This window comes from Succiniclasticum sp., assembly GCF_056977735.1.
In genome coordinates, this window is record NZ_DBMCWA010000022.1 from 1 (window position 1) to 22801 (window position 22801).

The following is a 22801-nucleotide window of genomic DNA, read 5'->3' on the forward strand; positions in this document are numbered from 1 at the left end:
AGGCTGCGGGGCTTAGGTAGGTGTTTTGCATTGCTTGAAATGAGTTTTAAAAACTAGTGTTTTTTACTCATTGGTGTCTTGACATTTTACCGCTGGACTTAGATTCAGTGTTATCTGTTTATATTATAACACATTTTAACCGTTAGCGAAGAACTGTTTCAAAAGAGAAAACCTCTTCCCGTTCCATCCATACATTAGCCGCCCAGGTACGCTTTCTGCACTGCTTCGCTGGTCAGCAGTTCTTTGCCGGTACCTTCCAGTGTGATCTTCCCGGTCTCCAACACATAAGCCTTGTCCGCAATGGACAGTGCCATCCGGGCGTTCTGCTCGACCAGCAGTACCGTGGTCCCGCTGTCGTTGATCTCTTTGATGATGTTGAAAATTTCTTGCACCAGCAGGGGAGCCAGACCCATGGACGGTTCGTCCAGGAGGATCAGCCGCGGACGGCTCATCAGCGCCCGGCCCATAGCCAGCATCTGCTGTTCACCGCCGGACAGGGTGCCAGCAATCTGATCTTTCCGTTCCAGCAGCCGGGGAAATTTAGTAAAGACGTCGGTCAGGTCTTTGTTGATTTCTTCTTTGTCTTTACGAAGGTACGCGCCCAGTTCCAGATTTTCCATAACCGTCATGTTGGCAAACACGTGACGGCCTTCCGGAACCTGGCTCAGACCCATACCCACAATTTTATGGGCGGCTTTCCCGGTGATGTCCTTGTCTTCAAAGGTTATTTTTCCGGTTTTGGGTTTCAGCAGACCGGAAATCGTATGCAGCGTGGTGGATTTGCCGGCGCCGTTAGACCCGATCAGGGTGGTGATGCTGCCTTTGGCTACAGACAGGCTGATGCCTTTGATTGCATGGATCGCGCCATAATATACGTTGATGTCCTCAACTGTCAGCATGTCCATCCTGTTACACCTCCCCGCCCAGATATGCTTTGATTACTCTCTTGTTTTTCTTGATCTCGTCTGGCGTACCGGTGGCGATACACATGCCGTATTCCAGTACGTACAGCCGCTCGCAGACACCCATGACCAGGCTCATGTCGTGCTCGATGAGCAAAATAGAGATTTTAAAATTATCCCGCAACCACTGGATCATTTCCATCAGCTCTTTGGTTTCCTGTGGGTTCATGCCGGCAGCCGGTTCGTCCAACAGAAGAAGCTGTGGCTTCGTGGCCAGCGCCCGGGCAATTTCCAGACGCCGCTGGGCGCCGTAAGGGAGATTCTTTGCCATGTCGTAGGCATGCTTATCCAGATGGAACAGCTTTAACAGTTCCATCCCCTGCTCCGTTACTTTATCTTCTTCGTCAAAATACCTCTTTACCCGCAAAATCGCATGGGGCAGGCTATAATCGATGTGCATATTATTGGCGATCTTTACATTGTCCAGTACCGACAGTTCAGAGAAAAGGCGGATGTTCTGGAAGGTACGGGCCATGCCCATCTGGGTAACCTGATAGGATTTTTTCCCGTTGATCAGTTTGCCGTCGAAGAAAATTTTTCCTTCCGTAGGCACGTACACGCCGGTGATCATATTAAAGGCAGTGGTCTTGCCGGCGCCGTTGGGGCCGATGAGACCTACCAGTTCGCCCTCGTCAATATGCATCGTAAAATTGGATACAGCACGCAGGCCGCCGAACACGATGGAAACGTCCTGCAGGTCCAGTAAACGTTTTTTCTCACTCATTGCCCTTACCTCCTTTCAGGCTGCTGAAAACCTTTTCGGAGAGTTCTTTGTTGCCAAACAGTCCCTGAGGACGGTACAGCATCAGGATGATCATGGCCAGTGAGTAGATGATCATACGCCATTCCGGGAAATCAGCCAGCGCAGCCGAGATAAAGGTCAGCAGGATGGCGCCGGTGATGGAACCGGTCAGGGAGCCCAGACCGCCCAGCACTACCATGGTCAGGATATCAAAGGAACGCATGAAAGTGAAGGACGCCGGATGAGCGATGAAGAAGTAATGGGAGAACAGCACCCCGGCAGTACCTGCGAAGGAAGCGCCCAGAGTGAAGGCCATTACTTTGTATTTCGTGGTGTCAATGCCCATGGTGTCCGCTGCGATCTCATTTTCGCGGATAGCCAGACAGGCACGGCCGTGGGCCGAGTTTTTAAAGTTTTTAATAAAGAAAAGCACGGCAATCATCAGCCAGAAGGTGATGGTAAAGTTGGTCATCCGGGGAATACCCATCAGGCCGGAAGCGCCGCCGATGTATTCAATATTAAGGATGCAGATACGGATAATTTCGCCCAGGCCCAGAGTAGCGATAGCCAGATAGTCGCCGTCCAGACGCAGGGTGGGCAGACCGATGAGAAAGCCCAGGAAACCGGCCGCAACGGTACCGGCTACGATGGCCATCGGAAAGGAATAGCCCAATTTTACCGTCATCACCGCGCCCACGTAGGCGCCTACCGCCAGAAAGCCGGCGTGGCCGATGGAGAACTGTCCGGTGAACCCGTTAATCATGTTCAGACTGGAAGCCAGGATAATATTCATGCAGATCAGGATCAGGTTCAGTTCCCAGAAAGGGCCGATGATCTCTGCAGACATGAGGCCCTGCAGCACGGCAAAGATCACAACAGAGGCAGCCAATGCTTTTAAGTCAAACTTTCGTTCTTTTTTCATTGTCGTCACCTCTTACACCTTTTCACGGATATTCTTGCCCATCAGGCCCTGGGGCTTGAAGAGAAGAATGATGATCAGAATTGCAAATGCGGCAGCATCGCGGAAGGTGGAGGAAATGAAGCCGCTGACCAGAGCTTCCACCACACCCAGAATAATACCGCCCAGCATCGCCCCGGGGATGATGCCAATGCCGCCCAGTACCGCAGCGACGAAGGCTTTGATGCCTGGAACCATGCCCATCAGGGGGTCGATGGAGTTGTAATATATGCCGACCAAAACCCCGCCAGCTGCCGCCAGGGCGGAGCCTAACGCGAAGGTCATGGAAATTGTCGAGTCGATGTCAATCCCCATCAGCCGGGCTGCGTCTGCGTCAAAGGACACCGCGCGCATGGCTTTGCCCGCCCTGGTCTGGTTAACAATATAAGTAAGGGCTACCATCAGTACCAGAGCGCTGATAAGGATTACGATCTGCTGGCTGTTCACCACCCAGGCGCCTACATGATACACCGTGGCCGTAAATACAGCGGGGAAGGTACGGGGCTGGGGGGAGGCAAACAAGATCATCACATTTTCCAAAAAGAACGAAACGCCGATAGCCGTGATCAGGATGGCGATACGGGGAGCGTTCCGCATGGGACGGTAGGCTACACGTTCAATCACCATTCCTGCCAGGGCCGCCCCGATCATAGACAGGATCAGCGCCGGTATAAAGGACAGTTTCAAAACAGAAGTGCAGACAAACCCGATATAAGCCCCCAGCATATAAATATCGCCGTGGGCAAAATTAATTAATTTTAAAATACCGTAAATCATGGTGTATCCCAATGCGATCAGCGCATAGATACTACCCAGGGAAATACCGTTTATCAGCTGTTGGACTAACTGATGCAAAAAACCGGTTTCCATAATTTCTTCCTCCGAATATAGAAGCAAATGGCTGTGGCGACCCGCACCACAGCCACAATGCTTCCGGATTACTGTTTTTTTGGGAAAAATCTTTCTCTATTTCAATTTCCCCGGTTTGTGAATCTGCGTTGTGAATCAGCCGCCAATCTTCTTGTTCAGCGTCATCTTACCGTCTTTCAGTTCAAGAACTAACGCAGTCGTAATCGGATTGTGTTTTTCATCATAAGTCAGTTTGCCGTTAGCAACCTGCAGGTCTTTTGTTTTGGCAATGGCTTCTGCCAGTTTCGTGCCGTCAGTGGTCTTTGCAGTCTTGATGGCATTGAACAGAACTAAACCTGCGTTGTAACCCTGCATGGCGAACACATCAGGAACCTTGTTGAATTTGCCCTGGTAAGCTTTGACGAATTTCTGCACAACAGGATCTTTATCTTCTGCAGTATACGCATTGGTGAAGTATCCTTTGTTGCAGGCTTCTTTGCCGGCAACTTCAACCAGTTTCGGGGAATCCCAGCCGTCAGAACCCAGCAACGGGCAGGTCAGGCCGATTTCACGGGCCTGTTTGATGATCTTGGCAACTTCTTCATAGTAACCGGGGATGTAAATGGCTTCCGGATTGGTTGCTTTGATCTTGGTCAGGGAAGCCTTAAAGTCAACGTCCTTGGACAGGAAGGCTTCGTCTGCAGTAATCTGGCCACCATTAGCGGTAAATACTTTCGTAAATACTTCTGCCAGGCCTTTGGAGTAATCGCTGGAAGAATCATGCAGGATGGCTGCTTTCTTTACTTTCAGGTCTTTTGCGGCAAACTGTGCCATGATGTCGCCCTGGTAGGGGTCAATAAAGCAGGCACGGAATACAAAGGGTTTTACCTTGCCGTCTTTCTGCAGGGTAATGCCAGGCGCTGTTGCGCAGGGAGCAATCAAAGGAATCTTGTTGGCAGTCAGCACCGGTTCTTCTGCAGCTACGCAGCCGCTGGTAGCCGGGCCGATTACGGCAACTGCTTTGTTCTGGGTCACCAGTTTGGTAGCCGCGTTACCGGATTCAGAAGGCTCAGACTTGTTGTCCGCCGTCACTACTTTGATCTGTTTGCCGTCCACACCGCCGGCCTTGTTAACTTCTTCTACGGCCAGTTCAAAACCGGACAGCATGCTCTTGCCGTAGTTGGCAACATTGCCTGTCAGTTCGGCGTTAACGCCTACTACAATTTCCTTGCCCGCATCAGCCGCTTTTTTCTCACCGCCGCCACCGGAGCAGCCAGCTGTCAGACCGGCAATCAACATAGCCGCAAACGCGACACGGGACGCTTTTTTCCAAAATTTCATTTTGTCTTCACCCTTCCTTAGTAAAATAATAGTTAAAATCTCATTCCCCTCATTACTGCAAACATAACATCTTCGTTTCTTAATATAATATAAAAACATCATTCCATTTTTATATCATAAGACATTATAGAAACTGTTTCACACTTTTGTCAACATTTTTCCTGCAAAAACATGCACTTACGCGCTTTTTAACACGAAACAGTAACATTTATGTCACTTTTTGTTTTTAAGTCTACCAAACACAAACTTTTGTCCTTATTCAAAATTTACAAAAACAGTTTAGCCAGAAGCACGGCTGCCGGCAGGGCTGGTATCTGATTAGCAAGCCGGATCGGCAGGAGTTTTGCCTGCACAATACCGATGGCCATAATCAGAACGCCGCCGGTTGCGCTGACTTCCTGTATGATATCAGGTGTCAGCAAGTTCTGCATCCAGGAGGCAAGCAGTGTGATCGTTCCCTGGTACAGGCCTACCGGAACAGCGGATAACGCCACGCCGGCTCCCATATTGGCTCCAAATATGATGGATAAGATACCATCCAGCATCGCTTTCGCGAACAGGATCTGATGATTGCCTGTCAGTCCGTCTTCGATACTGCCAATAATTGCCATGGCGCCGATACAGAAGATCAAGCTGGCGGAAATAAATCCCTTGCCGAAAGAGCCGGACGTACCCCGGTCTCCCAGAAGCTTCTTTTCAACCCAGAGGCCAAACGTATCCAGCTTTGTCTGAATGTCCAGCATCTCGCCAATGATGCTGCCGATGACAACGCTGGCAATGACAAGTACCACATTCTGGCTCTTTTGCGCCATTTGTACGCCGATTAAGAAGATACAGAGTGCTACTCCGTACATGATCGTTTCCTGCCATTTTTCAGGAAACCCTTTTTTCAAAATAAGGCCAACTGCACAGCCTGCTAAAATTGCCGCACAGTTGACCAGTGTCCCTAAACCTGTCATAGATCCTTCCTGTCAAATGTGTGAATCAAAGACACTCTATCCGTAACGCCCTGCAGTCGTCCATTATTTCAAACTGTAATTATACAGTAAACTTGGTTTTCAACCACGGAGCCGTTCCAATGCTGTTGCTGTCGTTCTTTCCCTGAAGCAACTCGCAGATACGGTCCAGATCGTCGATGGAATAATAATCGATTTCAATTTTTCCTACATTATTATTTTTGCTGACGATGCGTACCTTGGTTCCCAGTGCTTCGATCAGATTTTCTTCAAACTGTTTGTAATGGATGTCCGCAACGGATCCGGACGACTTCTTTTTCCCTTTTTTATCGCTTGCGGCTTTTGTTTCTTTGACCGGTTTTCCGTTTTTGTCCAAAATCACGACCCGCTCATCCAAAACCTGAAGGGGCTTTCCTTCTTTAATTGTTTTAACGACTTCTTCTACGGTACGGGCGCTCCAGCTGTGTTCTGTCAGTGCTTTTCCGATTTTCAGCTGCTGTTCCCGATCCGCCAGTGCCAGCAATGGCCGCACCTGTCCTGCTGTTACTGTTTCATTGGCAACCATTTCCTGCAGTTCTTCCGGCAGGTTCAGCATACGGAGCAGGTTCGCCACTGCGGCACGGCTCCGTCCCAACCGTTCGGCAGCCTGTGCCTGTGTGTAACCGCATTGTTTCATCAGTTCCCGGATTGCCCTCGCTTCTTCCAGGGGATTTAAATCATGACGCTGGATGTTCTCCACCAGTGAAAGTTCCCGCATCTGTCTCTCGTCATATTCCCGGATCAGGACGGGAACCGTCTGCAATTTTGCCAGCTTCGCGGCGCGGAGGCGCCGTTCGCCTGCCACCAGTTCATAACCCGTTCCTTTTTTACGGACGACCAGAGGTTGTAAGATGCCATATTTTTTGATGGAATCGCTCAGCTCTTTCAGTTTTTCTTTATCAAATGTTTTTCTGGGCTGGTACGGGTTTGGCCGGATACTTTCTACAGGAACTTCCACTGCCCCCGCATTTTCCTTCGTCGGCATCGCCGATTCATACTGTGATTCGCTGGAAGAAAGCAGGGATTCCAGCCCCCTGCCCAAACCACTGTGCTTACTCATCACCGATTACCTCCCTGGCAAGCTCCTGATACACCTGGGCACCTTTACTCCGGGGGTCATATACGATGACAGGTTCGCCGTGACTGGGAGCTTCGCTTAATTTTACATTGCGCGGGATAATGGTATTGTACATTTTGGCAGAAAAATATTTTTTTACTTCACTGACCACATCCGTAGCCAGATTGGTCCTTGCGTCAAACATGGTCATGACCACGCCTTCCAGCTTCAGTGCCGGATTCAGGTTCCGTTGCACCAGCTGGATCGTGTTCATCAGCATGGTAACGCCTTCCAGCGCATAAAATTCACACTGGATGGGAATCATAACGGAACTGGAAGCCGTCAAAGCATTCAGTGTCAGCAGGCCCAGAGATGGCGGGCAGTCGATGAGAACGTAATCATAATCATATTTTACGCGCTCCAATGCGTTTCTCAGCCGATTCTCACGGCTCATCATGTTGACCAGTTCGATTTCCGCTCCGGCCAGCGCAATCGTGGCCGGCAGCAGGGAAAGGTTTTCAATGGCTGTCGGAATGATAACCTCTTTTGCCGGCACATCATTTACCAGAATATCATAAATACTTTCCTTGATATCCCGCTTGTCCAGCCCAAGACCGGTTGTAGCATTGCCCTGGGGATCAGAATCCACCAACAGCACTTTTCGTCCTTCTGCAGCCAGGCAGGCAGCTAAATTCACTGCGGTTGTCGTTTTTCCGACACCGCCTTTTTGATTGGCTAACGCGATGACTTTTACCACAACATTTCCCTCCGTTACTTCCATATATGATAGCAGATTTCAGAAAACCTGCTGCCCGTTTCACGTGAAACTACTTTGTAACCGATTTATATTTATACACACTATTCACAGGGTTATCCACAAGTTTATATTATGGAAACACTAATTAACCAGCATCTCTTTAAAAGAGTTTAATAATATTAGGATCTTTCCGCTTTTTTGCATTTTTAATACGCAGAGTCACTACGACGTCATCGCCGTCCATTTCCTGTTCCATACTGGAAGGAATGCCCGCTTCCTGAACGGCCTGCATGACCTGTTTGATGCTGTTCAGGTAAATGCGCACATCATTTACGATGAAAACTCTTGGTTTCTTCTCTTTCAGCTTTCCTTCCGCTTTCAGCGTTTTGGCCACCAGCGCTTCGGTCTGCCTTACATTAAGATGGCCCTTTATGACCTTTTGCAAAACAGCTTTCTGGGTCTTTTCGTCTTTTAATTTTAACAGTTCACGGGCATGCCGTTCCGTCAGCTCGCTGTTGTGCAACATTTTTCGTACGGAAGATGGCAGCCGTAAAAGCCGGAGCTTATTCGCAATGGTAGACTGTTTTTTGCCAACCCGGACGGCCATGGATTCCTGGGTCAGGTGAAAGGTATTCAAAAGCTTTTCATACCCTTCCGCCTCTTCCAGGTAATGCAGATCCTTACGCTGCAGATTTTCAATCAGAGCGATTTCCGCAATCTGCTGGCTGGTATATTCGCTTACGATGACAGGAACCGTTTCCAGTCCGGCCATAGTGGAAGCCCGCATTCTTCGTTCGCCGGCAATCAGTATATATGTTCCGTCCTTACCCGGTGCCACCAAAAGCGGCTGAAGCACACCGTACTGGCGGATGGACTCGGCCAGTTCCGACAGGGCTTCCGGCTCAAACTCCTTACGCGGCTGGTATGGGTTGGGTACTATGTTAGAAAGGGGAACCTGAATCATCTGGACATCTGTATTATTATTCAGGTTCCCTGCTTTTAATGCTTCAACATTTAATTCGTTGAATCCATCCTGCACAAGATTTCCCCACTTTCTCTATAACAGGAAACTGATTATTAACAATAAAAGTTCCCGGACGTTTCGTAATCACAGTTTTATTTTACCATAAAACAGGAATACCTGCAGTAAATTAATTAACAATTGATTCTATAATCCTAGCGGATTTTTTCCCGGCTGCCCTGCCTTTCGGGGATAAGCGGCCGGTGTATCCTTGATTTTCTGAATGACTATGATGGCCCGCCCGTCATTTAATCCGGGTAGCTCCACTTCTCTCACTGACGTCACCTTGCCGCCTAAGATTTTCACTGCTTTCTCCGCTTCCGCCAGTTCTTCTTTGTATTTGCTTCCTTTTAACGCAACAAAAAAACCGCTCTTTTTTACCAGGGGAAGGCAGTATTCCGCCAGAACAGAAAGCCGGGCTACGGCCCTGCTGACCACTGCGTCAGCCTGTCCCCGCAGCTTTTTGTCCCGGCCCGCATCTTCCGCACGCATATGCTCAAGGCTTACGTCCGCCAGTTGCAGCTGCCCCACGGTTTCCTGCAAAAACTTCAGCCGTTTTTCCAGGGAATCCAGCAATATTAATTGCAGGGAAGGATCGAAAATTTTTAAGGGAATACCGGGAAAACCGGCCCCGGTCCCAACATCGATCACTTTTTTTCCCTGCATCATTACGGCATCGTAACAAAGCAGGGAATCAATAAAATGTTTCACTGCTACGTCATGTGGTGAAGTCAGCGCTGTCAAATTCATAACTTTATTTTTTTCTGTCAGCAGGTCAAAATACAGACCGAACTGCAATAACTGGGTCCGGCTTAAACGGATTCCGGCGAGGGCACACTCTTTTTCCAGTATATCTTTACACTGCGCGGCTTCTGCAGAAACTGCAAATGTATTTTCTGTAAATGTTTCAGACAGGGGACTCATTGCTTTTCCTCCTGACGGCGATGTACCTCCAACGCGATCATCAGTACGCCAATATCAGCAGGGGAAACACCGGAAATACGGGAAGCCTGTCCCAGGGAATCGGGCCGCACCTTATCCAGCTTCTCTGCTGCTTCATTGGATAATTCCTTCAGCGCAAAATAATCGATATCTGCAGGGATTTTTTTATTTTCCAGCCGAAGGGCTTTTTCGACTGCCTGCTTCTGTTTTAAAATATAGCCTTCGTACTTGCATTGGATTTCCGCCTGTTCCCTGACCACGCCGGAAATCTCCGGTGCGCCAAAAAATACCTGCAGCTTTTCATAGGACATTTCACTGCGCTTCAGCAGGGTTGCCAGGTTCTCCCCTTTTTTCAGAGGCACGCTGCCGGCAGAAATCAGTTTGGCATTGATTTCTTCTGTCGGGGAAACGAACGTATTCTGCAGATAATGCATCGCCCGTTCAATTTCCGATCTCTTTTTCGTAAACTTTTCCCAGCGTTCGTCTGTTACCAGACCAATCTCCCGGCCTTTTTCCGTCAGGCGCAGATCCCCGTTGTCCTGCCGCAGCAGCAGACGGTATTCCGCCCGGGAAGTCATCATCCGGTAGGGTTCATTGGTGCCTTTTGTTACCAGATCGTCAATCAGCACGCCGATGTAGGCTTCGTTCCGCCCTAATACCAGAGGCGGTTTGCCCTGCAGTTTACGCACCGCGTTGATCCCCGCGATCAGTCCCTGGCCTGCCGCTTCTTCATAGCCGCTGGTGCCGTTGGACTGACCGGCAGAAAATAATCCTTTGATATGTTTATGTTCCAGAGAAGATTTTAACTGCAGCGGGTCCAGGCAGTCATAATCAATAGCATATCCGGGACGCATCATTTTTACATGCTCCAGTCCCGGTATGGTCTGCATAAACTGCACTTGCACATCCGCAGGCAGAGCCGAAGACATGCCCTGCACATACATTTCATTGGTATTTAATCCTTCCGGTTCAATGAACAGCTGGTGCCGTTCCTTATCCTTGAACCGGATGATCTTGGATTCAATGGATGGGCAATACCGGGGCCCGATTCCTTCCACCAGCCCGTTGAACATACCGGAACGAACCAGATTATCTTTAATGATCTGATGAGTGACGGGAGAAGTATAAGTAAGCCAGCAGGGAACCTGTTCCCGGTGGGTAATACCACTTATATAGGAAAAGTTTCGCAGTTCCGGATCCCCTTCCTGGATCTGCATTTTGGAAAAATCAAGGCTGCGCCGGTCAACCCGGGCCGGTGTACCGGTTTTAAAACGGGTCAGTTCCACCCCTGCTTCCAACAGCGATTCCGACAGCTTGTTAGCACTGCGCAGGCCGTTGGGACCGGATTCATAATTCACACTGCCAAATACGATTTTGCTGCGCAGATAGGTTCCCGTACATAAAATCACAATGGATGTTTCAAACACCTCGCCGGTTTCCGCTTCCACGCCCACCACTTCATCGTTGCGCACCAGCAGCTTATCGATCATCAGCTGCTTCACGTCCAGATTCTCCTGATTTTCTACCACCTTTTTCATGATCACGTGGTAAAAAGGCTTGTCTGCCTGGGCCCGCAGGGAATGGACGGCGTATCCCTTCCCGGTATTCAGCATGCGCATCTGGATGCAGGCTTCATCGGCACTGAGGCCCATCTGCCCGCCAAGCGCGTCAATTTCCCCTACCAACTGCCCTTTGGCGCTTCCGCCTACGGACGGATTGCAGGGCATGAGGGCAATATTATCCAGGGAGAGTGTTGCCAACAGCGTCTTATACCCTAACCGGGCCGCTGCCAGGCTGGCTTCCACCCCGGCGTGCCCTGCTCCAATTACAATTACATCATATGAATCTACAATGATTCCCATCTTTTCTCACTTTCCTACACAGAAACGGGCAAAAATTTCATTGATGATTTCGTCCCGCACCGTTTCCCCGGTAATCTCCCCCATCAATGTGAGAGCCCTGTCCACATCAATGGTAAGGCAATCGTAAGGGAGCCGGTTTTCCGCAGCATCCACGGCATCTTTTAAACTGTCCGCAGCCTGGCGCAACAGGTTGATTTGCCGCTCATTCTGGATGTAAATTTCTTCATCCGGCTGCCGGCTGCTGCCGTAGACATATTCTTTCAGCCAGTTTTCCAGCCTGTCTATCCCTTCTTTTGTCTTAGCGGAAATTTCAATGATATTTTCCGGGGAAAAACGACCGACCAGTTCTTTCGTAATCACGCTTTCCGTGATATCTGTTTTATTTACAACTATTACCGTATTCTTGCCCTTTACCGCAGCTAAAATCGTTTCATCATCCGGCGTTAACGGCTGGGTTCCGTCTAATACCACAAGGACCAGTTCCGCTTTGTCTAAGAAAGCGCGGCTCCGTTCCACACCCAGTTTTTCCACAAAATCTTTGGTATCATGAATACCTGCAGTATCTGCCAGCAGGACAGGAACTCCTCCGATGACAAGCTGTTCTTCGATTACGTCCCGCGTGGTCCCTTCGAATTCGGAAACCAGCGCCCGGTCTTCTTTTAAGAGTGTATTTAACAGACTGGATTTTCCCACATTGGGACGGCCGATAATCGCTGTCCGTAAACCTTCTTTTAAAATTTTGCCGGTATGGGCTCCTTCCAGCAGGACGGATACTTCTTGCTCTGCTGCGGATATGGATTCTTTTACTTCCTTATAAGTAACATCCTCAATATCCTCTTCCGGATAATCGATGACTGCTTCCAGATGCACAATGACGTCCCGCAACTTCCTGCGGACATCTTTTAACTTTTTGGAAAAGAAACCTTCCTGCTGCTGCACGGCAATTTTCAGGGCTGCAGAACTTCTGGAATTGATGATGTCCATAACGGATTCCGCCTGAACAAGATCGATGCGGCCGTTTAAAAAGGCTCGCTTGGTAAATTCCCCCGGTTCTGCGGGACGGGCCCCGTAAAAAAAAGTCAGGGCCAGAATCTGGCGGAGGCTCTGCATGCCCCCGTGACACTGTATTTCAATTACATCTTCTGCTGTATAAGAGCGGGGCGCCTTCATATAGACCGTCATTACTTCGTCGATATCTTTTCCCTCCCTGTCCCTGACAAACCCATAGACCATCGTATGGGAAGGATAGGTTTCCAGTTTTTTCCCGGAAGCAGCAAAAAACATTCTGTCTGCGATAGTCAGCGCTTCTGTACCGCTGATCCGTACAATGCCGATGGCCGCGCTTCCCGGCGCTGTGGTAACGGCACTGATCGTATCTTCCTGTATCATGGTATTCACCTTACACATATAACTTATGCATATAAATGTAATAAATAACAAAATAAACCCGGGCAGAAAATCTACACCGGGTTTTTCGTTTTAACTTATTTTTTAAGTTCGATAACAACCTTACGGAAGGGTTCGCTGCCTTCGCTCAGCGTCGTAATTTTGCTATCGTTCTGCAACGCGGTGTGGATGATTTTCCGTTCATGGGGGTTCATGGGCTCCAACACAATGCGTTCTCCGCTTTTTTTAACTTTTTCAGCTAACCGTTTGGCCAGGCGGGTCAGTGTTTCCGCCCTGCGATCCCGGTAGTTCTCCACATCAATTACGATGTGCACCCTGTTTTCCGTATTTTTATTGGCAACCAGATTGGTCAGATACTGTAAAGAATCCAGTGTCTGTCCGTGTTTACCGATCAGGATGCCCATGTCGTCGCCATGGAGTTTCAGTACTACACAGCCGTCTTTTTTATTGACAAATTTTTCCATGACAACGTCGATTTTCATTGCCTTGAAAATTTTTGCCAGAAACTCTTTGGCTTCATCTACCACAGCATCATCAACGACAAACTCTTTTGCCGCTTCATTAGCCTGACGTTTATTTTTCCGTTCACGGTCTGCCAGCGTATTTTTTACGGCAGCGGTTACAGCATTCGCTGTTTCCACTTTTTCGTTGACTGCATTCTTTACTTTATCTCCGCTTTCCTTCACAGAATCAACGGTGTCGTTCCATTTTTCTTTTACCCGGTTATTAAAGGCTTTCTGTCTTTCATCCAGTTCGTCTGCTTTTTCCCCTACTTTACGCAAAACCGCACCGGCTGATTCGGTAGTCTTTTCTCCGAAAGAAACGATTTTATCTTTCAGTGATTCTTCTTCAGGCTTTTTTTCCGCTTTAAGGGAAATAGTATCCGCTTTCGGCGTTACCAGGATTTTTGCTTCCTTTTTACCAAAACCCAAAAATCCCTTTTTTGGTTCTACTAAAACAGTATAATCAACTTCCTCTTTGGTAAGGTTTAATTCTTTTAATGCTGATTCCAGTGCTTCTTCTACGGTTTTACCTACAGATTCTACATTCATTTTAAACTCCTTATTAATCATAAAAACCGGTTATGCTTTTTTACGGTCCATCTGTGAGTTAATCAAAGCCTGCTGCCCGATTTGCATAATATTCATTACAATCCAGTAAAGAACCAAAGCGGCAGGAAAACTCAAGCTGATATAGCCGATGAAAAGAGGCATAAAATAGGTCATCATCTGTCCCTGCATCATACCCATCAAACCATCCTGCTGCTTGGCATTGGGATCTTTTTTGGGCATGGTCTGTTTAGCCTGGATATATGTGGTTACTGCAGACAATACAGGCAGAATATATAAGGGATCGGGATTGGCAATATTTTCCATCCAAAGGAAATTAGCAGGTCCTTCATACTGCAAATCACGAACAGCGTAATAAATACCAAATAAAATAGGCATCTGGATCAGTAAAGGAAGGCAGCCTGCCATAGGATTCACACCCTGCTCCTGATACAGCTTGGCCAGTTCCTGATTCAGACGAACCTTGTCGTTTTTGTATTTTTCCTGGATTTCTTTCATTTTAGGCTGGATCGACATCATGGCCCTGGTAGACTCGATCTGTTTTTTTGTCAGCGGGAAAAGGATAATTTTAATGATGATAGTCATCAATACAATCGCAAGGCCATAATTTGGAAAACCGAAACTTCCTAAAAAGTGATATAACGTCTGGATAACATGATTAATCAGATTCGCTATAAAGTCCAATTTTTCACTCCTTCAATACGTAATACAAGTCATTCGTAATGCATGTTATTTCACAGGATCATATCCCCCGTCATGCCAGGGATGGCAGCGGCAGATCCGTTTTACCGCCATCCAGCAGCCTCTTATCACTCCTTTTTTCTCAATTGCTTCTATTGCATATTGGGAACAGGTGGGATAATATCTGCAGTTATTACCTAACAACGGGGATATGCATAACTGATAAAAACGAATCAGGGAAGTAAATATAACTTTTAAAATAGAAGAAATATCCTTGATCATTTTTACTCCTGCTGCAGCAGAGCTGCCCGTTTAGCCAGTCTTAAAAACACTCTTTCATACGTTTTGTAATCTGCCTGTGCCAGTCTTTTGCGCGCTACCCAAATCACTTTGAAATTATCTTTTAATCTGTTTTTGTTCATACGAAAGACTTCGCGCATCATGCGTTTCACATGGTTGCGAATAACAGCATTGCCCACCTTCTTACCCACAGCGAAACCTATTTTAATCTTTTCATTTTCACCGGGCAATACATAGAAGACAGCCAGACCGTCCACTACAGAATGTCCTTTTTCATACACATTCTGAAACTCTTTCTTTGCTTTGATTTTGTTTGATTTGGGAAAAGTAAATTCTTTCATTGCGTCCATACTCCTGTCTACATGGAAAAAATAGGCCACTTGCGCGGCCTATTTATTCTAAAGTTATGCAGACAATTTCTTTCTGCCTTTTAAGCGTCTTCTTTTCAGAACCTGGCGGCCACCCAGTGTAGCCATTCTCTTGCGGAACCCGTGCGTTCTTTTTCTTCTCAGATTGTTGGGCTGGAATGTACGTTTCACAGTGCTTACCTCCTTCATTCCATGGTCTTATCAATCTCTATATAAATGATTTCAATTGATAGCTGACAGAATTATACTAAAAAGCCCACACAGTGTCAAGGATTTAACAATATTTCACAAATTCTATCGTTTTATACCCTGTGGATAACTTTTATTTTTGGTATTTTTATGGTAAAATAAAGAGTAAATTTGTAAGAAAGGAAATGCTTCATGGAAATACTTGATTTAGATCAAATTTGGAGCCGGCTTACTGATAAATTAAGCCATGCTACCAGTGAATCCAACATGGATATGTATATCCGGCAGATTACCCCCGTAAAGTTCGAAAATGACGTTATTTACTGCACCGTACCGAGTACCAATCTCTGTTCTTCAATCCAGCAGAACTTCCTGTCCCTCATTCTGGCTGCTTTAAAAGAAATTACTAATAATAATAACATAAATCTGGAACTGAAAGTAGAAAATCAGAGCTATCTGGATGTGCCTAAAGAAAATTACAAAATTAATTCTCTTTTTGTAGAAGACGATAAAATAAAAGAAGCGCCCTATGAAAGTAATATTAACAAAAAACAACGTTTTGAAACCTTTGTAGTAGGCAATTCCAACCGGTTTGCTACGGCAGCTGCAATGGCAGTTTCCAAAGATCCGGGCAATGTTTACAACCCTTTGTTTATCTACGGAAATTCGGGATTGGGTAAAACCCACCTGATGCACGCCATCGGCAATGCCATTTTAGAAGCCAATCCTAATTCCAAAGTTAAATATGTGACCAGCGAATCATTTACGAATGAGATTATCAACGCGATTCAAAATCATACTGTAAAAGTTTTTCAGGAAAAATACCGTACGATCGACTGCCTGATTATAGACGACATACAGTTTTTGGAAAACAAGGAACGGACCCAGGAAGAATTCTTCCATACATTTAATGCACTGAAAGAAGCTAACAAACAGATTGTAATTTCCAGTGACCGTAATCCCCAGAGCATGGATAAACTTGAAGAACGGCTGCGTTCCCGTTTTGCCAGCGGTCTTACAGCAGATATTCAGCCTCCCGATTTGGAAACCCGTATCGCTATCATACGGAAAAAAGCGGAAACCGAGAATATCGATATGCCGAATGATGTAATCCAGACGGTTGCCGTAAGCATCGACAACAACATCCGTATGATCGAAGGCGCATTTAACCGAATCGTAGCTTATGCCAGCATAATGCATATTCCCATTGATATGAAAATGACTGAAACAGTGCTGAAAGATTTTGCCACACACACCCGTCAAAATGTTACGATTGAGAAAATAATCAGCCATATATGCAAATTCTATAACCTGCAGATAGATGATTTAATAGGTAAGAAAAGGCCTAAAAACATAGCCATGCCCAGACAGATTGCCATGTATCTGTGCAGGAGGATGACAGACGCGTCGCTTCCTAAAATAGGTTTTTCCTTTGGCGGCAGGGACCACACCACGGTAATTCATGCCTTTGAAAAAATTGACAAAATGCGGAAAGAAGACCGTAGTTTTGACAACCTGATGCAGCAATTTGAGGAACAGATCCGTTCCATCTGATCTGATTTCACGTTAATGGCACTGTTAAAAACTATGTGAATAATATGTGACTGACGTGTGTATAACTGTTAATAACTTTTTGAGCTGTTCATACTGTTCATAATCTTATACACACTGTAAACAGTTTATACACAGGAAGATTTGCACTAACGGAGCAGTTTTACAAGCTTTTCCACACAATACACAGTATTTACTACTACAACGATAATTATATTTATATAAAAATAAAAAAAACTAAAAAAGAAAGGAATGTGAACAAATGAAATTTACATGTATAACTACAGAGTTAAATAAAGCAGTACAGTCCATTATGCCAGCCATTGCAACCAAACCCAGTACGCCCATCTTTGGAGGAATGCATATTATTGCCAATAACGGTATTCTGAGACTGGAAGGAATGGACATTAACCTATCCATGAGCAATGAAATAGAGGCTGAAGTAGAAGAGCCGGGTGAGATTGTCATTGCGGCTTCCCGCTTTAACGATCTGGTCCGTAACTTCAATGGGGAAACGGTAAAAGTAACGAAATATGAAAACGACAATAATGTGCGTTTGCAGTCAGGCAAAGCAGATTATAAGATTCTGCTGATGAACGTAAACGAATATCCTAAATATCCCTCTATTGAAGCAAAACAGTCCTTTGTTCTGGAAGAAGAAAAAATTAAGGAACTGATCAAGAAAACAGCTTTTGCCTGTTCTACCGATTCAGCCCGTCCTTTGTTTACAGGCGTACTCTGCGAAATTAAGGATAATAACATAACATTTGTAGGAACGAACACCCACAGGCTTGCCATTCGCACTCTGGAGACAGAGAATGCGCCAGATTTGAGTGTAATTATTCCTTCAATCGTACTAAAAGAAATTAATAAGAATCTGAACGGAAAATTACCACAGGAAGTAATTTTTTCCATCGTAAATAATCAGTTGATGGTAAAAATTGACAAATGGTCTGTAGTGTCCCGTTTGATTGAAGGAAGATTTCCTGACTACAGAAGGGTCATTCCGCCACAGTTCACGGTAAAGACGAAAGTAAACGTGAAGGATCTGGCCGGAGCTGTCAGCCGTATGAGCCTGTGCAGCGGCAGCGAAAACGATTACAGTATCGTAAAAATCAGCATTAATGCAGATGAGATTAAAGTTATGTCCAGCAGCCCGGACGTTGGTACGGGTGAAGAAATCATTTCCTGCAAAACAGAAGGGAATCCCATAAATGTGGCATTTAACGCTGCATATATTATGGACATTATGAAAAATATTGAAACGGAAGAAGCGGAAATCAATCTGAATAATTCTCTTAGCCCGGTTTGTATCAAGCCAATCAGTGAGGAAAAATATATTTATATTGTAACGCCTGTAAGGGTCATTTTCTGACAAATGAAGATCAATAAGCTTCAGCTGGTCAATTTCCGTAATTACGATCACTGTTCCGTTGCCTTTGATAAAATGGTAACAGTTTTTTACGGCAAAAACGGACAGGGAAAAACAAATATTCTGGAAAGTATTTTTTATTCTTCTTTTGGTTTGAGCCATCGTACCAACAAAGAAGACGAAATGGTAAAATTTTCATCGGAAGGGATGGCTGTGCTTCTGGATTTTACGAAAGAGGACGGAAGCCATTCCATTCGTATGAAAAGGTATACGGATAACGGAAAAACACGTAAGGAAATAAAAATTGATGGCAAAAAAACGACGGCAAAGGATCATTACAGTTTTTTAAACACTGTGATGTTTTCTCCGGAAGACCTGCAGATTATCAAAGGAGATCCTTCCCTGCGCCGGCGTTTCATGGATATGGAAATTTCCCAGACGGAACCGGTTTATTATGAACTTCTTGTCCGGTACCGCAGAGTGTTAAAACAGAGAAACAGTCTGTTAAAAGGAATCCGTGACCGTAACGAGCCGCAACAGCCGCTTGCTGCCTGGGATGAAGAGATTTGCGATACAGGGGCGCAGATTTTAATCAAAAGGCTGCATAATCTTAAGAAACTGAAAGAGATAGCAATCCCTGTTTTTCATATTCTTTCCAATAAAATTGATTTGCTTGAAATTAAATATGAAATGAAAGGAAATAACGGAGAAGTATTTTATCCAGAAGAGGAAACCTTACAGGGAATTAAAGAGTTTTATATGGGAAGCCTGAAGGAACGCAGGTTTAAAGATATTATGCAGGGGAGTACGGGAATCGGTGTTCACAGGGATGATTTAAAAACATACATCAATGGAGTCGACAGCCGGGCTTTTGCTTCCCAGGGACAACAGCGCTGTTGCGCCCTGGCCCTTAAGCTTTCCCAAATTGAATATGTTAAAAAGGTTTCGGGTGAATATCCTGTCCTTTTGCTTGATGATGTAATGAGCGAATTAGATCAGTACAGAAGAAACCAGCTGATCAGTTTTATCAACGATAAAGTACAGACGATTATTACGGTAAATGATAAAACACTGATTCCTGATTTTGGGTCGAACCAGTATTTTAATGTGGATAAGGGAAGTATAACTTTAAATTAAAATGGAAGGTATTGAAAAAATTATACTGAAGATGGCAGGTTCCCAGTCGAATCAGAATCAGTATAATCTTTTTAAAATGAAAGCCTGCTGGGCTGAAATAATCGGAGCGAATAATGCAAAACATTGCGGGCCTGTAAAACTGGAACGAAGGATCTTAACACTGGCTGTAGATTCTTCTGTCTGGTCTAATCAGTTCATGTATTATAAAAGCCAGTTTATCCGCCAGATTAATACATTTATGGGAACCGATTATGTAAAGGATATTAAATTTATATTAGGAAAAAATTTTAAGCATGGACGTAAATATCCGGTACATTCCCACAGTCATACAGAAGAAAGACTTCCTGTTCCGGCTGTCACAGCAGAAGAAAGAGAAGGGTTGAGGTTAAAGTTTGCCCATATCAGGAATGAAAAAGTAAGGGAAGCTATTGTTGGAGTGGAAGAAAAAAGGTTAGGTCTGGAAAAACTGTATGAAGAAGGTAAAATAAAAAAATGCCCTGTATGCGGCGGATATTTAAAAAATAATGAAAAAATATGTTATTTATGTGAAATAAAGCAATATAAGGAACTGGAATATAAAATATGGAATTTCATTCATAAAGAACCTTGGATCAAATGGTATGATATCAAGAAAATAATTAAATGCAATGAAACAGAATTCAATATCATAAAAAATGATATTAAAATGTATTATTTTGAAAAGATACGCCTGAATACAGCCAGCGAACAGGAAAAAAAGCTGGGAATACAGTTGAAAGCCGGAAAGCCGCTGGCCCTGATCAAAGAAAAAGAATATGAAAATATTTTAAAATTTTTGCAAAAGGGAAAGTAAACTATGTTTGTTCATTTGGGAGGCGGCTGTCTTATAGAGGCAGCAAAGATCATAGGCATATTTTCTGTTAAAGAAAATAAAGATTTTTATATAAGCCTGAAAAATAAAAACGGTGAATCTTACAATATTGAAAATGTATTGGAAAAAGCTGATACGGACAGTGTGGTGCTGACGGAAAACGGTATTTATTTATCACCGATTTCAGCTTCAACTTTACAAAAACGGATCAATCAAAACCTAATTTATAATAACGGAGGAAATAATGGCTGAAAAGAATGAAACAGTGATGGAGGCAGTCGACGACGCAGAAAAAATCCGCGCTGCCGAGGAAGCCAGACAAGTTGAAATCGAAAAGGAAATTAAAGAAGCTACCGGTGTAGACGGACAGTACGGCGCCAGCCAGATTCAGGTTTTGGAAGGACTGGAAGCTGTACGGAAACGTCCCAGTATGTATATCGGCAGCATTTCCGGCCGCGGTCTTCACCATCTCGTATCAGAAGTAGTAGATAACAGTATAGATGAAGCACTGGCGGGTTTCTGCGATACCATAAAGGTTACCATTAATCCGGATAACAGCATCACGGTTGTTGATAACGGCCGCGGTATTCCTGTAGACATGCATAAAACGGGAAAGCCGGCTGTGGAAGTTGTTATGACTGTATTACACGCAGGCGGTAAATTCGGTGACGGCGGTTATAAGGTTTCCGGCGGTCTGCACGGTGTAGGCGTATCCTGTGTAAACGCGTTGTCTGAAAAGATGGAAGTGGAAGTACGCCGGAACGGAAAAAGGTACGGGATTGAATTCATGCGGGGCAAGACCAGCAAGCCTTTGTATGAAATCGGAACAGCCGATGCCACCGGTACCACGGTTCATTTTAAACCGGACAATACAATTTTTACAGAAACAGTTTATGATTATGATATATTACGTCTGCGCCTGCGGGAACTGGCCTTTTTAAATAAAGGGATAACGATTTCCCTGCAGGATGAACGGGACGGACGCAGTGAGACCTTCCATTTTAAGGGAGGCATTATTGAATTTGTTAAGTATGTAGATGCTAACAAAGATAAGATTAATGCGGAACCTATTTATGTGGAAGGCGTAAAAGATACCAATATTGTTGAAGTAGCCATGGAATATACCGACAGTTATACGGAAAATATTTTCAGCTATGTAAACAACATCAATACGGAAGAGGGCGGCACCCACCTGAGCGGTTTTAAACAGGCCCTGACCCGCTCCATCAACGATTACGCCCGTAAAAACAATCTGTTAAAAGATAATGACGAAAACCTGAGCGGTGATGACTGCCGTGAAGGGATTACCGCTGTCATCAGCATCAAAGTCCAGGAACCCCAGTTTGAAGGGCAGACAAAAACAAAATTAGGCAACAGTGAGATTCGCGGTATTGTAGACAATTTGGTAACGGAACAACTGGAGGAGTTCTTTGAAGAACATCCCGGCGAAGCAAAGAAAATCATTGAAAAAGCAGTAATGGCTTCCCGTGCCCGGGCCGCTGCCCGTAAAGCCAGGGATCTGACCCGGAGAAAGAGTATTCTGGAAAGCAGCAGCCTTCCCGGTAAACTGGCCGACTGTCAAAGCAAAGACAATACCATGACTGAAATTTACCTGGTCGAAGGTGATTCTGCAGGCGGCAGTGCCAAGCAGGGACGTGACCGCAAGTTCCAGGCCATCCTGCCGTTACGCGGTAAAATCTTAAATGTTGAAAAGGCCCGTCTGGACCGTATGCTGTCCAGCGATGAAATCAAAAATATGATTACGGCTTTCGGCTGCGGTATCGGGGAAGATTTCGATATCAGCAAAGCGCGGTACGGAAAAATTATCATCATGACCGATGCTGACGTGGACGGCGCCCATATTGCCACCCTGCTTTTAACATTCTTCTACCGTTACATGAAACCATTGATTACGGAAGGTCATGTATATATTGCCAAACCGCCCCTGTATTTAGTTAAGAAGGGGCAGAAAGCCCACCGTTACGCATATACGGATGAAGAGCTGCGGGTATGCATGGATGAAATCGGCAGCGATAAGAAAAATGTATCCGTACAGCGTTACAAAGGTCTGGGCGAAATGAATCCGGAGCAGCTGTGGGAGACCACCATGGATCCCCAGTACCGTACCCTGCTGCAGGTTACCCTGAGCGATGCGGCGGAAGCGGATGCGATTTTCTCCATTTTAATGGGAGACAAGGTGGAACCGCGACGCCAGTTTATTGAAGAAAATGCCACAAAGGCAATACTTGATTTATAACGCAACTGATTTTTCCCTCCTTTCCCCTCGAAGCTACGGAGTCACCCTGTAAAGATACAGTCGCCTTTTAAGCTTTCCGACAGGGCGAATCCTTCCGGGAAAAATATATTGCTTAATCTAACTATATTGATGG

23 protein-coding genes are annotated in these 22801 nt (G+C 45.5%); 6 read left to right on the top strand and 17 right to left on the bottom strand.

The window, feature by feature from the left end:
- Positions 1–194: 194 nt before the first annotated feature.
- The 17 genes from ACZOWY_RS10735 to rpmH all read right to left on the bottom strand — a co-directional run bounded on the left by ACZOWY_RS10735 (position 195) and on the right by rpmH (position 15501).
- Complete coding sequence (locus ACZOWY_RS10735; RefSeq protein ID WP_484397604.1) at positions 195–899, bottom strand: ABC transporter ATP-binding protein; 705 nt, start codon at positions 897–899, stop codon at positions 195–197.
- A gap of 10 nt (positions 900–909) precedes the next feature.
- The gene (locus ACZOWY_RS10740; RefSeq protein WP_484397466.1) at positions 910–1686 is read right to left on the bottom strand and encodes an ABC transporter ATP-binding protein; all 777 of its coding nucleotides are present in this window, start codon (positions 1684–1686) and stop codon (positions 910–912) included.
- Positions 1679–2626 carry a branched-chain amino acid ABC transporter permease gene (locus ACZOWY_RS10745; protein WP_484397472.1) on the bottom strand — a complete coding sequence of 316 codons (948 nt, stop codon included), beginning with the start codon at positions 2624–2626 and terminating at the stop codon, positions 1679–1681. Before ACZOWY_RS10745 ends, ACZOWY_RS10740 begins: the two co-directional genes overlap by 8 nt.
- A 12-nt stretch (positions 2627–2638) precedes the next feature.
- The gene (locus ACZOWY_RS10750; protein ID WP_484397477.1) at positions 2639–3532 is read right to left on the bottom strand and encodes a branched-chain amino acid ABC transporter permease; all 894 of its coding nucleotides are present in this window, start codon (positions 3530–3532) and stop codon (positions 2639–2641) included.
- A gap of 135 nt (positions 3533–3667) precedes the next feature.
- Complete coding sequence (locus ACZOWY_RS10755) at positions 3668–4852, bottom strand: ABC transporter substrate-binding protein (RefSeq protein WP_484397482.1); 1185 nt, start codon at positions 4850–4852, stop codon at positions 3668–3670.
- 266 nt (positions 4853–5118) lie between these two features.
- Positions 5119–5811 (bottom strand): DUF554 domain-containing protein, encoded by a 693-nt coding sequence (locus ACZOWY_RS10760; RefSeq protein WP_484397488.1) that lies wholly within the window; start codon positions 5809–5811, stop codon positions 5119–5121.
- A gap of 79 nt (positions 5812–5890) precedes the next feature.
- Positions 5891–6907, bottom strand: coding sequence for a ParB/RepB/Spo0J family partition protein (locus ACZOWY_RS10765; protein WP_484397493.1), 1017 nt, complete (start codon positions 6905–6907; stop codon positions 5891–5893).
- Positions 6900–7685, bottom strand: coding sequence for a ParA family protein (locus ACZOWY_RS10770; protein WP_484397497.1), 786 nt, complete (start codon positions 7683–7685; stop codon positions 6900–6902). The genes ACZOWY_RS10765 and ACZOWY_RS10770 overlap by 8 nt, the downstream gene beginning before the upstream one ends.
- 136 nt (positions 7686–7821) lie before the next feature.
- A complete protein-coding gene (locus ACZOWY_RS10775; protein ID WP_484397502.1) occupies positions 7822–8700 on the bottom strand; it encodes a ParB/RepB/Spo0J family partition protein in 879 nt (292 codons plus the stop codon).
- A gap of 129 nt (positions 8701–8829) precedes the next feature.
- Entirely contained in the window at positions 8830–9606 is a 777-nt protein-coding gene (gene rsmG, locus ACZOWY_RS10780) for a 16S rRNA (guanine(527)-N(7))-methyltransferase RsmG (RefSeq protein ID WP_484397506.1), read from the bottom strand.
- Positions 9603–11486: a tRNA uridine-5-carboxymethylaminomethyl(34) synthesis enzyme MnmG gene (gene mnmG, locus ACZOWY_RS10785; protein ID WP_484397511.1), complete on the bottom strand. Its 1884-nt coding sequence runs from the start codon at positions 11484–11486 to the stop codon at positions 9603–9605. Before mnmG ends, rsmG begins: the two co-directional genes overlap by 4 nt.
- Positions 11487–11492: 6 nt before the next feature.
- On the bottom strand, positions 11493–12893 hold the full coding sequence (mnmE, locus tag ACZOWY_RS10790; protein WP_484397514.1) for a tRNA uridine-5-carboxymethylaminomethyl(34) synthesis GTPase MnmE: 1401 nt from the start codon (positions 12891–12893) through the stop codon (positions 11493–11495).
- Positions 12894–12970: 77 nt separating this feature from the next.
- Positions 12971–13945, bottom strand: a complete 975-nt coding sequence (jag, locus tag ACZOWY_RS10795; RefSeq protein WP_484397518.1) for an RNA-binding cell elongation regulator Jag/EloR — start codon at positions 13943–13945, stop codon at positions 12971–12973.
- A gap of 30 nt (positions 13946–13975) precedes the next feature.
- Positions 13976–14647 carry a YidC/Oxa1 family membrane protein insertase gene (locus ACZOWY_RS10800; RefSeq protein WP_484397524.1) on the bottom strand — a complete coding sequence of 224 codons (672 nt, stop codon included), beginning with the start codon at positions 14645–14647 and terminating at the stop codon, positions 13976–13978.
- Positions 14648–14692: 45 nt separating this feature from the next.
- Entirely contained in the window at positions 14693–14926 is a 234-nt protein-coding gene (gene yidD / locus ACZOWY_RS10805; protein WP_484397528.1) for a membrane protein insertion efficiency factor YidD, read from the bottom strand.
- A gap of 2 nt (positions 14927–14928) precedes the next feature.
- A complete protein-coding gene (gene rnpA, locus ACZOWY_RS10810) occupies positions 14929–15285 on the bottom strand; it encodes a ribonuclease P protein component (RefSeq protein WP_484397533.1) in 357 nt (118 codons plus the stop codon).
- Positions 15286–15348: 63 nt separating this feature from the next.
- A complete protein-coding gene (gene rpmH, locus ACZOWY_RS10815) occupies positions 15349–15501 on the bottom strand; it encodes a 50S ribosomal protein L34 (protein WP_176760399.1) in 153 nt (50 codons plus the stop codon).
- A gap of 192 nt (positions 15502–15693) precedes the next feature.
- On the opposite strand from rpmH, the gene dnaA reads away from it, so the two are divergent.
- The 6 genes from dnaA (at position 15694) to gyrB (ending at position 22668) form a co-directional block, all read left to right on the top strand.
- Positions 15694–17055 (top strand): chromosomal replication initiator protein DnaA, encoded by a 1362-nt coding sequence (dnaA, locus tag ACZOWY_RS10820; protein ID WP_484397537.1) that lies wholly within the window; start codon positions 15694–15696, stop codon positions 17053–17055.
- Between the two features lie 259 nt (positions 17056–17314).
- A complete protein-coding gene (gene dnaN / locus ACZOWY_RS10825; RefSeq protein ID WP_484397543.1) occupies positions 17315–18427 on the top strand; it encodes a DNA polymerase III subunit beta in 1113 nt (370 codons plus the stop codon).
- Positions 18428–18430: 3 nt separating this feature from the next.
- A complete protein-coding gene (gene recF / locus ACZOWY_RS10830; protein WP_484397548.1) occupies positions 18431–19561 on the top strand; it encodes a DNA replication/repair protein RecF in 1131 nt (376 codons plus the stop codon).
- A 31-nt stretch (positions 19562–19592) separates the two neighbouring features.
- On the top strand, positions 19593–20393 hold the full coding sequence (locus ACZOWY_RS10835; RefSeq protein WP_484397609.1) for a DciA family protein: 801 nt from the start codon (positions 19593–19595) through the stop codon (positions 20391–20393).
- Positions 20394–20396: 3 nt separating this feature from the next.
- A complete protein-coding gene (gene remB / locus ACZOWY_RS10840) occupies positions 20397–20663 on the top strand; it encodes an extracellular matrix regulator RemB (protein ID WP_484397554.1) in 267 nt (88 codons plus the stop codon).
- A complete protein-coding gene (gyrB, locus tag ACZOWY_RS10845) occupies positions 20656–22668 on the top strand; it encodes a DNA topoisomerase (ATP-hydrolyzing) subunit B (RefSeq protein WP_484397558.1) in 2013 nt (670 codons plus the stop codon). The genes remB and gyrB overlap by 8 nt, the downstream gene beginning before the upstream one ends.
- Positions 22669–22801: the final 133 nt, after the last annotated feature.

Excerpts from the sequence above, each read along its gene's own strand:
- ACZOWY_RS10735 (WP_484397604.1), bottom strand. The coding sequence starts at position 899 with ATGCTGACAGTTGAGGACATCAACGTATATTATGGCGCGATCCATGCA.
- ACZOWY_RS10740 (WP_484397466.1), bottom strand. The coding sequence starts at position 1,686 with ATGAGTGAGAAAAAACGTTTACTGGACCTGCAGGACGTTTCCATCGTG.
- ACZOWY_RS10745 (WP_484397472.1), bottom strand. The coding sequence starts at position 2,626 with ATGAAAAAAGAACGAAAGTTTGACTTAAAAGCATTGGCTGCCTCTGTT.
- ACZOWY_RS10750 (WP_484397477.1), bottom strand. The coding sequence starts at position 3,532 with ATGGAAACCGGTTTTTTGCATCAGTTAGTCCAACAGCTGATAAACGGT.
- ACZOWY_RS10755 (WP_484397482.1), bottom strand. The coding sequence starts at position 4,852 with ATGAAATTTTGGAAAAAAGCGTCCCGTGTCGCGTTTGCGGCTATGTTG.
- ACZOWY_RS10760 (WP_484397488.1), bottom strand. The coding sequence starts at position 5,811 with ATGACAGGTTTAGGGACACTGGTCAACTGTGCGGCAATTTTAGCAGGC.
- ACZOWY_RS10765 (WP_484397493.1), bottom strand. The coding sequence starts at position 6,907 with ATGAGTAAGCACAGTGGTTTGGGCAGGGGGCTGGAATCCCTGCTTTCT.
- ACZOWY_RS10770 (WP_484397497.1), bottom strand. The coding sequence starts at position 7,685 with ATGGAAGTAACGGAGGGAAATGTTGTGGTAAAAGTCATCGCGTTAGCC.
- rsmG (WP_484397506.1), bottom strand. The coding sequence starts at position 9,606 with ATGAGTCCCCTGTCTGAAACATTTACAGAAAATACATTTGCAGTTTCT.
- mnmG (WP_484397511.1), bottom strand. The coding sequence starts at position 11,486 with ATGGGAATCATTGTAGATTCATATGATGTAATTGTAATTGGAGCAGGG.
- mnmE (WP_484397514.1), bottom strand. The coding sequence starts at position 12,893 with ATGTGTAAGGTGAATACCATGATACAGGAAGATACGATCAGTGCCGTT.
- jag (WP_484397518.1), bottom strand. The coding sequence starts at position 13,945 with ATGAATGTAGAATCTGTAGGTAAAACCGTAGAAGAAGCACTGGAATCA.
- yidD (WP_484397528.1), bottom strand. The coding sequence starts at position 14,926 with ATGATCAAGGATATTTCTTCTATTTTAAAAGTTATATTTACTTCCCTG.
- rnpA (WP_484397533.1), bottom strand. The coding sequence starts at position 15,285 with ATGAAAGAATTTACTTTTCCCAAATCAAACAAAATCAAAGCAAAGAAA.
- rpmH (WP_176760399.1), bottom strand. The coding sequence starts at position 15,501 with ATGAAGGAGGTAAGCACTGTGAAACGTACATTCCAGCCCAACAATCTG.
- dnaA (WP_484397537.1), top strand. The coding sequence starts at position 15,694 with ATGGAAATACTTGATTTAGATCAAATTTGGAGCCGGCTTACTGATAAA.
- dnaN (WP_484397543.1), top strand. The coding sequence starts at position 17,315 with ATGAAATTTACATGTATAACTACAGAGTTAAATAAAGCAGTACAGTCC.
- recF (WP_484397548.1), top strand. The coding sequence starts at position 18,431 with ATGAAGATCAATAAGCTTCAGCTGGTCAATTTCCGTAATTACGATCAC.
- ACZOWY_RS10835 (WP_484397609.1), top strand. The coding sequence starts at position 19,593 with ATGGCAGGTTCCCAGTCGAATCAGAATCAGTATAATCTTTTTAAAATG.
- remB (WP_484397554.1), top strand. The coding sequence starts at position 20,397 with ATGTTTGTTCATTTGGGAGGCGGCTGTCTTATAGAGGCAGCAAAGATC.
- gyrB (WP_484397558.1), top strand. The coding sequence starts at position 20,656 with ATGGCTGAAAAGAATGAAACAGTGATGGAGGCAGTCGACGACGCAGAA.